Origin of the sequence: Mycolicibacterium vinylchloridicum (assembly GCF_013404075.1) — a bacterium.
Lineage (GTDB): Bacteria > Actinomycetota > Actinomycetes > Mycobacteriales > Mycobacteriaceae > Mycobacterium > Mycobacterium vinylchloridicum.
Map to the genome: position 1 here is coordinate 1 of NZ_JACBJQ010000101.1, position 9,324 is coordinate 9,324.

Consider the following 9,324-nt stretch of genomic DNA (forward strand, 5'->3'; position numbering starts at 1 on the left):
CAGCAAATCCCGAGCCGATCAGAGCTCACCGACCGAACAGGAGGCCACCCCCGCGGCACTGACCGCCTGAACCATCACATCGAAGAATCACACGACGACGTCGTACACCACGCCCCTGGACTTGACCTCGTAAGAGAGCATTCCGAGCAGCGCCCAGGCGGTCGCGGACAGCGACGGCATCGAGGCGTTGTCGGGTTCGGTCACGAAGCAAGGGTATCAACCCAGGTCACAGGTTTGCGTGTACCGACCGCTGGCCGGGATGCCGCGTTGCACACCGACCCCCGCCACGAAGAGGCTAGGAGATGCAGTTGCGGAACGGAATGAAGGCAACGGGGTCAGCGAAGATATGGGCAACGAATTCGGAGTCGTCGACGTCAAACGGGGCGAAACGGTGTTCGCACCACTGACCCGGTCCGTTCAACACCTCATCGATGCCACAATCCGTTCCGAAGTCGACGACGAGACGATTTGCGAGGCTCGTGCGCTCATTATGAGGGCCACTGAACTGCTCGCTGGTCAACAACTCCCGGGGTCATTCGGTGTCCAGCCGACGACTGATGGAGGCACGGTTGCCTGGGGGAACGTCGCGGTCGGCCTTCGTAACCCGATCGCTCCCCCGCTGGTCATACACCACGATGCGGACGGCTCGGTGTACACCGATATAGACCTGGGCGCTGCATACGAGGGTCCTGCGGGACACGTACACGGCGGGGTATGTGCCCTGATCCTCGACCACATGCTCGGCGCCACGGCACATCAACCTGGCAATCCGGCCTTTACCGGCACGCTCACCGTCCGTTTTGTGCAACCAACCCGCCTCGGCAGCCTCCACGCCGAGGCTCGTGTCGACCGTCATGAGGGCATCAAGACATTTGCCGTGGGCCATATCGCCGACGCCGACGGCACGATCACCGTTGAGGCGCACGGCGTCTTCATCCGCCCCAACAAACCCTCTTCGGGCTAGGTGGCCGTCCGTTGAGCGGACCATAACGATAACTCGGAGCTTCGCCGGTGTTAGCTTCGCGAAAGATGCCCTCCGGGCACAGCACCTGATCGGCCTCGAGGAGAACGATGCGTGGATTACGCACTGTCACAACATGGTTGATAGCAGCCGGCGCGCTGCAATGCGGCAGCCTCCCAGCTGCTGCCCACGCGGCTGACGACTGGGGTCTCAACGGCACCTTCACCGCCACTTCCAATGGCGAATGGGCGAGAACCAACGACGTCTTCCATGACGAGAAATCGGTGCGATCCAGCTGGACCATCAACACCCAGTGCAGCTATCCCACCGAGTGCACTGGCACCGTTACCAGCGATGCCGGCTGGTCCGCGCCGATCTATCAGACGGGTGGGATGTGGTATGTGAAACGGACCGTGGCCAATTGGGAGCCGTGCCCCGACGGAACGTCAGCCGACGGATTCCAGGTGTTCTGGTTTCAACCCATGACCCCCGGCGGCGAGGCCGGTGACCCGGACTCCGCCACGCTGCTCGGCGAAGACCAGACAACCGGGCCCAGCGGGGCCTGCGGTCGCAGCCTCGCCCTGTTCATCAACATGCCGTTCAAACTCGTCAAACAGCACTGACAACGGACGGCGCGGCCGGAATCTTATGTGGTCGGCAGCAAGTCCTTCCACGATCGGGCGTCGCCGGGCACAACCAGATCTGACTGCCGGAACACCGCGCCCTCCGGCGTGACGTATTGCCCCGTCTTGGGGTTGTACCGAGTGACGGCCACCGACGGTCCAGGTCCTGCACCGGGGGTGAATGCGCTCGGCGCGGCCGACGTTGCATCGTCGGCAGGCGCCGGCGGCACTACCGCCGGGGGCGGTGCCGGCGTGCCCTGCAGTGGTCCGAAGATATTGTCCTGGAATGTCGTTCGGTCGTCGGGCGGGATCCCCTGTGCGAGGAGGTTCGGATCGATCGGGTAGGCGCCCGTCGCATGCTGGCGCATCGCCAGCGGCTCGTAGGGCTGGTCGCTGTTGCAGATCTCCACCGTCGGAGCGCGCTTGCCTGGCTTGCCCATGCAGGGATAGTTGCGGGCACCACGCACACCGATGGGGGAATCCTGGGGCAGCTTGCAATAGAGCCCGTCGGGCGTGTCGACGTCGGACAGATCCTCCGGCGACCGCCAGGAACTGGGCGGTAGGAAGCCCACGCTGCATGCCGGCGGATCGTTCATCACGACGGTGAAGTCACCAAGTGACATGCCGGTCGGATTACGCGGCCCCCCGCCCATGGACTGGGTGGCGGCGATGTTGGGCGGCAGCAACACCAGCAACTGTTCGAGCGATGCGTGGTACGTGACGGCTACTTGGCTGATAGTGGTGAGGTTGGCCAAAAGTACCGGCAGGGTTGGCTTTATCTGGTTGAGCAGTCGGGAGGCCTCATCAGCAGCACCCGGACCATTCGCCAACAAGCCCCGCACCTGCGGGTCGTTGTCCGCCAGTTGTTCGGTGACGCCGGCGACACTGTGCGCCCAGGTCCGAATGGCGTCGGTGGACGCCAGTTGACCATCCAGCAGGGGGCGGCCGTCGTCGACCATGGCGCGGAGCCGGTCGGCGGTACCGTTGACGGTGGCGGCGAGTCGCGAGGACGAATCCATCAGCGTGCTCAGATCGTCAGCTGATCCATTCAACCCCTCGAACGAATTGTCCAGCAGATCCCCCAGCCGCTGTTTGGGAATGCTCTTCAGCAGCTCACTGGCTTGATCGAGCATCGGGCCGACCGCCTGGGGAACGGTGACATTGCTGGCTGCAATCACCGATCCGTCGTGCAGATATGGGCCGGAGGCGCTGCGCGGTACCAGATCCACGTACTGCTCTCCGACTGCCGAGACACTGAGAACTCGTGCCTGAACATCGGCGGGGACTTCCGGCGAGGTGTCGAGCATCAATGTCGCTTCGGCACCTTGTTCAGTGGCTTGCACGTCGGTCACCTTGCCGAGCTGCACGCCACGGTAGGTTACGTTCGAGAACCGGTACAGCCCACCGGTCTCGGGCATCTCCAACTTCACCGTCATCTTGCCGATACCGAGCAGCGTCGGAACCTGTAGGTACACCATGAACATGACGGCGACCGAGATGACCGAGGCGATCGTGAAGATGATGAGCTGATTGCGGATAAAGCGGGTCAACATCACTGGCCACCCTCGTTGTGCGGTGCGGATTGCGGATCGGGACCCGGTAGCGGCCCCGTCGCTTCAGCCGGCCCGGGATCGACCAACGGCGGAATCGACGCAACATCGGCGGGTTTGGGGCTCAGCGGCGCGTTGAGCGGATCGTAGGTGTAGGTCGCGTACCACGGATCACCAGGCGCGGGAACCAGTTTGGCGCCCTCCTGGCCCCACCGGGTGCCCAGGAACAAGGTGCGCTTGAGTCGCGGGATGGTGAAATCGAAGACGATGAACTGGTTCATGTAGTCACCACGAATAGCCCGGTCGATGAAGTTCTGGGTATAGGGGAAGGTCGTGGCATAGGCCAGCACCGTGTCGATCTTGGGACCCACATCTGCCAGGGAGCGCAAGGTGGGTTCGAGATTCTTCAAGTCACGCACCAGGTCCGCCTGGGTATCGGAGATCAGGCCGGTGGCCAAATCGCTGAAGGTGCGGAACTTTTCCAGCGCGGTGGTGATCTTCGGCTGCTCCCTGACCAGGATCTCCAACGCCGGCGGGATCCGTTTGAGCGCCTCGGTCAGCACATCACGCTGGCCGGCGAACACATCTGCCAGCCGATTCAACGAGGCGATAGAGGCATTGATGCTGTCCCGCTGGGCGGCCAACATCCCGACGAAATCGTTGAGTCGGCCCAACAAATCCCGGATCTGGTCTTGACGGCCGTTGAGTGCGGTATTGAATTCGTGCACGATGTCGCCGATCTGGCCCAAGCCGCCCCCGTTGACGACCACCGACAATGCCGACAACGTCTGCTCGGTCGAGGGGTAGGTCGACGAGCGGTTGAGGCCGAGTGTGGCACCGGGCTGCAGGCTACCGGCCGGTGCCTGGCCGAGCGGCGGATTCAGGGCCAGATGCATCGATCCCAGCAGGCTGGTCTGCCCGACCACGGCCACCGCGTTGGCCGGCACGACCACACCGGGATTGACCGACACCTCGACGTCGGCGTGGCCGTCGCGCGCCCGCATCTTGCCGACGCTCCCGACGACGACGTCACCGATGAGCACCGGTGAATTCGATTCCAGCGTTCCCACATTGGCCAGCTCGACGTGATACGTCGCCGCACCCGCCCCGCGGCCTGCTGTGCCCGGCAGCGGTTGCGAATTGAGTCCGCCGAATGCGCAGCCACTCACGCTGACCGCAACACACGATGTCACCATCGCGAGCCGGCCTAGCGAACGATCTCGAGTCATGATGGCGGTGTTCCTTCGGCCGGGAGCAACATGCCCTCCAGGTTCGACGGTGGCGGCGCGGCAGGGGAAGACACCACACCGGGCGGGACCGGAGCGCCGGGATACAGGGCCGGCTGCGGATCGGCCGGAAGACCATTGGGCGCATACGATCCCGCCGGACCGGGTGGGGTGCCCCATCCCGGCGGCGCGGGAACGTCGCCGTTGTATCCGGTGTAGGCCGACACACTCGGCGGGATTTCGGCAGGCGGGACCGACGCGCCCGAACCCCCGGGCGCCAGTTGCGGCTCGGAGTACACCAAGTTCTCCGGGCTCGGCGACTTGCCCAGGTAGGCGTTGAACGGGAACGGCAGGTAATTGAAGTTCAGCAGGCGCAGCGCCGGACCGAGGTACTGCGCGCACAGTTTGCCCGTCTCCGACGCGGTCGCATTGCTGACCGCACCGATGGCCGAGCAGATCACCTGCACCGGGTTGGAGAAGTTCGCCAGCGCGAACGCCCCGATACCACTGCCGGTGTCGGGGTTGTAGATGTTGTAGCTGTTGCCGATCGCGTTGGGCGCCACGTGAAGCACGTTCTCCAACGTCGTCTTGTTGTCGGCGACCTTGCGGGTGACATCGCCAAGTCGCTGAATCTGCTCGGCAGTTTGGTCGCGGCTGCCTGCGATGAAACGTTGGACGTCGACGACGGCACCGGACAGGTCGGTCAGGGCGGCGTCCAGATCCGACCTGCTACCGTCCACGACGCTGCTCACACTGGCCAGCCGATGCTGAAACTGGACGATCTGGGTGTTGCTGTCGCGCAGTGCGGTGACGAACGTCTGCAGATTCTTGATGATGTCGGCGATGTTGCCGCTGCGGTTGGCCAGGATGCGGCTGATGCCGGCGAGCTGGGCGATGGTTTGCCGCAGTTTGTCGCCATTCCCGTCGAGTGCCGTGGCCGCGGTGTCGATGAAGCGCGCAACCGAGGTGCTCGACGCGTCGTTGGCCGGGCCGAGGTCGGTGGCCAGTCGCATCAGTTGGGTCTTGACCTCATCCCATTCCACCGGGATCGCTGTGCGGTCCAGGCCGATCACCGCGCCGTTCGCCATGGTGGGACCGCTCCCCCGGTATGACGGCGCAAGCTGGACGAAGCGGGCGCCGACGAGGTTCTGGGCGACGATGATCGCCTTGCCGTCCGCGGGGATCGACACGCCATGGTCGACGTCGAGTATCACTTTGGCCTGAGTTGGTTCGGCTTCAATGGATTTGATGGTGCCGACTTTCACCCCCGAAACACGGACGTCATCACCGGGGTAGATCGCGGTGACGCTGGTGAAATACGCGGTGATCGTGGTCGGTTTGTCAACCGACTGGCGAATCAGCACCGCGACGCCGGCGACCAGCACCACCGCCAGGAGCAGCGCCGCGCCGACCGTCACTCGTTTGCGAGATGTCATGGCTGTCCCCATCGCTGGCCGGGCTGAGGTATTCCGTTGCGGGGGAAGGGGAATTCCGCCCTGGGGCCCGCATTGTCGGACGGCTGACCCGCGTCGGTGCCCCGCCGGAAGCCCAGCGCGTAGTCGAGGAAGGGCTGCAAGGTCTGGGCCGGCAACAGGTTGCCGACAAAGGCGTTGTAGTAGAAGCCGTTGTTGACAGCTTCCGCCTGGGTCAACTGATACTTTGCCAACCCGTTGAGCGCCTTGACGATATTGTCGTTGTTCTTCTGCAGCATGGCGGTCACCGAATTGATCTTCTCCAGCGCGGGGGCCAGCGTCTTCTCGTTGTCGTGCACCATCCCGCTGATCTGTTTGGACAACGCGGAGGTGTTGGTCAGCAGATTCACCAGGGCGTACCGCCGCTGATCCAGTACCCCGAAGAGGTCGTTGGCATTGAGAAGTAGGGTGTTGACCTGCTCACTGCGCTGCGAGAGAACGCCGGTCACCTGCGAGGCGCTGTCGAGCAATCCCGCCAGCGAGTCATTGCGTTCGTTCAACATCCGCGACAGTGCACTCACACCATCGAACGTCGGACCCACTTGCGGGGTGACGCGATCCAGAGTGTCCGACAACGTATCCAAGGCCTGATTCAATGTCGCGGTGTTCGTGTCGGCGGTGTTGGCGGTGAAATCGTTCACCGAATCGGTGAGCGAATAGGGCGATCCGGTACGTGACAGCGGAATGACGTCAGACGACCGCAATTTTCCAGCTCCGCTGGGCTCGAGCGTCAACACCCGCTGACCCAGCAGCGTTCCGGTGCGGATGTGCGCGGCGGTCTCCGAGCCCAACCGCACCGTGCCGTTGACCATGAAGGTCACCAGAGCATCGCCACGCATCAACGACACCTCCGAGACAGTGCCGACTTTGATGCCGGCGACGACGACATCGTTGCCCGCTGCCAGACCGCCCGCTTCGGCGAACACCGCCTGATGCCGAATCGCACTGGCCCACGTCATCATTCGCTCGGGTTGTAGTCCGACGACGATGACGAGAATGATCAGGACAAGGCCGATGAAGCCCGCCCGAATCAGCGAAGATCCACGGTATTTGAGCATTACGGCTCGGCGCACCTTCCAGTGTGTTGAACAATCCAGGGGAAGTAGGCGGTCTGGCCCTGCAAGTCGGTGACCCGCACGGACAAGCCACACAGATACTGGTTGAGCCAGCTCCCATATGCGCCCAGTCGCACCAGTTTTCGATAGTTGGCGGGTGCCTTCTGCAACGCAAGGTCTACCCGGGCTTTGTCCTGGTCGAGCAGCGGTGCCAGGCGACCCAGCTGGTTGATGCTGCCGCTCAACGGTGGACGCGCCTGGGTCAGCAGATCCGCGAGCGATGCCGTGCCGTTGTCCAGGGCGGAGATGGCCGCTCCGATGGGGTCTTTGTCGGCGGCCAGACCACTGATCAGCTTCTCCAGTTTGTCAATGGTTCCGGAGAATTTCTCCCCGTCCTTGCTGATCGTGGCGACCACGGTGTTGAGGTTGTCGATCAGCTGCTGCACCGTTCTACCGTTGTCGGCCAGCGCGTTCGTGAACGATGACGTCCGAGCGAACAGCGACTCGAGATTGCCGTCCTGGCCCTGCAGAATCTGGATCAACGAGTTGGTCAGCGCGTTGACATCCTGCGGATTCAGGCCCTGGACAACGGGTTTGAGCCCACTGAGCAGAAGGTCGAGATCCAGTGCCGGCTCGGTGCGGTCGAGCGGGATCCGCGAGCCCGGCGGTTGCACCTTCCCCGAGCCCGGACTGATGAGCAGTTCAAGGTAGCGATCGCCGACCAGGTTGAGGTACCGGACGACGGCTTTGGTACCCGACGTCAGCACGACATCACGGTCGGCATCGAACGTGACGACCACCTTGTTGTCGACCTGCAGCGCGACATCACTGACGGTGCCGACCCGGACTCCGGCCACCCGAACCGAATCGCCTGATTTCAAGCGCGATGCGTCGGCGAACACGGCCGAGTAGCCGTTGTCCGAACCCGACCGGTACTGCCCGAAGATGGCGAACAGCGCCCCGGTCAACAACATCATGACGACACCGAAGATGCTGATCTTGATGATCGTCTTCGACAAGCCCGTCATCCTGGCATCCCGATCTGCGTGGTGTTGCGCGGCGGCCCGTCGATCGGGCCGAACAATGCCTGCTTGAGTGCGTCGGAGTTGAGAAGGATCCCTTGGTTGCCGTATTGCGCCTGGTTTGCGCCGATGTCAGTCACCACGTACGGGGGCCGTTGTTCAAAGCCCACTGCTGGCAGGTCGGCACACTGAGGGCCGCCCTTGGCGGCGACCTTGGGCAGGTTCGCCGGGTACCGGTAGCGCTCACGCCCCAGAAAGAACGAGTCGAGCAGCATGACACCTGGTTGTGCGGTACCCGGACCGGTGGCCAACGGGATCATGCCCTGTAGTCCACAGGTGAGGGCCGCGTTGTAGTTGTTGGTCAAGTCGAGGGTGGGGACCAGCAGATGGACAAGGTCGGTCAACGGTTGCCGGTTCTCGGTCAGAACCTCGGTTCCGATGTCGGCGAGGCCGATCGCGCTGATGAGCAGGGTGTCGAGGTTCTGTTCCTGGTCGACAATGGTGTCACTGATTTTCGTCGCGCTGCTGACGGTCTTCACGAGGTCCGATGAGGCATCTGCGTAGGCATCGAATACCTGTGGAGCAATGGCGATTTCGTGATTGATCGTGTCAAGGCTGGGGTTGATCTTGGCCAATGCTTCATCGAGGTCGACGAGTGTCTGGCCGAGCTTGTCGCCGCGCCCGCTCAACGATTTGGCGATCGCTCCGAGCGTTTGGTTGATCTTGACGGGATCGATCGCCGAGAGCACCGAGACGAGCTGCTCGAAGACCGTGTTGATTTCGACGGTGACGTGCTTGCCCTCGATCACCTGTCCGGTCTGCACACGCTGCGCGGACGGGTTTGCGGGCGTGCGCAACTCGACGAATTTCGCCCCGAAGACGGTCGAGGAGGTGATGTCGGCGTTGACGTTGGCAGGGATGATGCGGACCTTGGCGGGGTCGATTGCCAGGTGCAGCGCGGCCTTGCCGTCGGGCAGAGAGTCGATGGAGGCCACCGTGCCGACCTGGGCGCCGTGCATCTTGACCCGGGCGTCGGGGTTCATCACCAGGCCGGCGCGGTCGGAGACCACCGTCACCGGAACGGTTTTGGTGAAGTCACCGCGGAACAGACCGGCAGCGACGGCGACGATCACCACAACGGTCAGAACCGTCAGGCCGCCGGCAATTGGTCTGGCGTAGTTTCGTGCGCCGAAGCTGGTGCCGACCCGGGGTGCCACCGGCGCTGCGGCGGTTTCGGTTTCCGACCGGTCGGCCGGCCCCGGCCCAAAGTTTCTCGTCACGTCTTCTCCCTATCCGGACAGGTTGAAGTTGCCGTTGGATCCGTAGATGGCCAGTGAGACCAGCAGGGTGACGGAGACGACCACGATCAGGGAGGTCCGTACCGCGTTGCCGACCGCGACGCCGACTCCAGAGGG

8 protein-coding genes and 1 pseudogene are annotated in these 9,324 nt (G+C 63.4%); 2 read left to right on the forward strand and 7 right to left on the reverse strand.

Translation table 11 applies throughout. From position 1 onward, the window contains the following. Positions 1–346 precede the first annotated feature (346 nt). Together HPC46_RS32930 and HPC46_RS32935 are read left to right on the forward strand one after the other, a co-directional pair. The gene (locus HPC46_RS32930) at positions 347–964 is read left to right on the forward strand and encodes a PaaI family thioesterase (RefSeq protein WP_179476224.1); all 618 of its coding nucleotides are present in this window, start codon (positions 347–349) and stop codon (positions 962–964) included. A gap of 107 nt (positions 965–1,071) precedes the next feature. Then, the gene (locus HPC46_RS32935) at positions 1,072–1,584 is read left to right on the forward strand and encodes an Rv2253/PknI dimerization domain-containing protein (RefSeq protein WP_179476225.1); all 513 of its coding nucleotides are present in this window, start codon (positions 1,072–1,074) and stop codon (positions 1,582–1,584) included. A 23-nt stretch (positions 1,585–1,607) separates the two neighbouring features. Here HPC46_RS32935 and HPC46_RS32940 read toward each other — a convergent pair whose 3' ends face one another. From HPC46_RS32940 to HPC46_RS32970, 7 genes and pseudogenes are all read right to left on the reverse strand, one after another. Further along, entirely contained in the window at positions 1,608–3,137 is a 1,530-nt protein-coding gene (locus tag HPC46_RS32940) for an MCE family protein (protein ID WP_179476226.1), read from the reverse strand. Beyond that, entirely contained in the window at positions 3,137–4,363 is a 1,227-nt protein-coding gene (locus HPC46_RS32945; protein WP_179476227.1) for an MCE family protein, read from the reverse strand. The genes HPC46_RS32940 and HPC46_RS32945 overlap by 1 nt, the downstream gene beginning before the upstream one ends. Beyond that, positions 4,360–5,796 (reverse strand): MCE family protein, encoded by a 1,437-nt coding sequence (locus HPC46_RS32950; protein ID WP_179476228.1) that lies wholly within the window; start codon positions 5,794–5,796, stop codon positions 4,360–4,362. The genes HPC46_RS32945 and HPC46_RS32950 overlap by 4 nt, the downstream gene beginning before the upstream one ends. Then, the gene (locus tag HPC46_RS32955) at positions 5,793–6,890 is read right to left on the reverse strand and encodes an MCE family protein (protein WP_179476229.1); all 1,098 of its coding nucleotides are present in this window, start codon (positions 6,888–6,890) and stop codon (positions 5,793–5,795) included. Before HPC46_RS32955 ends, HPC46_RS32950 begins: the two co-directional genes overlap by 4 nt. After that, the gene (locus HPC46_RS32960) at positions 6,890–7,915 is read right to left on the reverse strand and encodes an MCE family protein (protein WP_179476230.1); all 1,026 of its coding nucleotides are present in this window, start codon (positions 7,913–7,915) and stop codon (positions 6,890–6,892) included. The genes HPC46_RS32955 and HPC46_RS32960 overlap by 1 nt, the downstream gene beginning before the upstream one ends. After that, positions 7,912–9,189, reverse strand: a complete 1,278-nt coding sequence (locus HPC46_RS32965) for an MCE family protein (protein ID WP_179476231.1) — start codon at positions 9,187–9,189, stop codon at positions 7,912–7,914. The genes HPC46_RS32960 and HPC46_RS32965 overlap by 4 nt, the downstream gene beginning before the upstream one ends. A 9-nt stretch (positions 9,190–9,198) precedes the next feature. Further along, positions 9,199–9,324, reverse strand: a pseudogene (locus HPC46_RS32970) (ABC transporter permease); the annotation flags it as partial.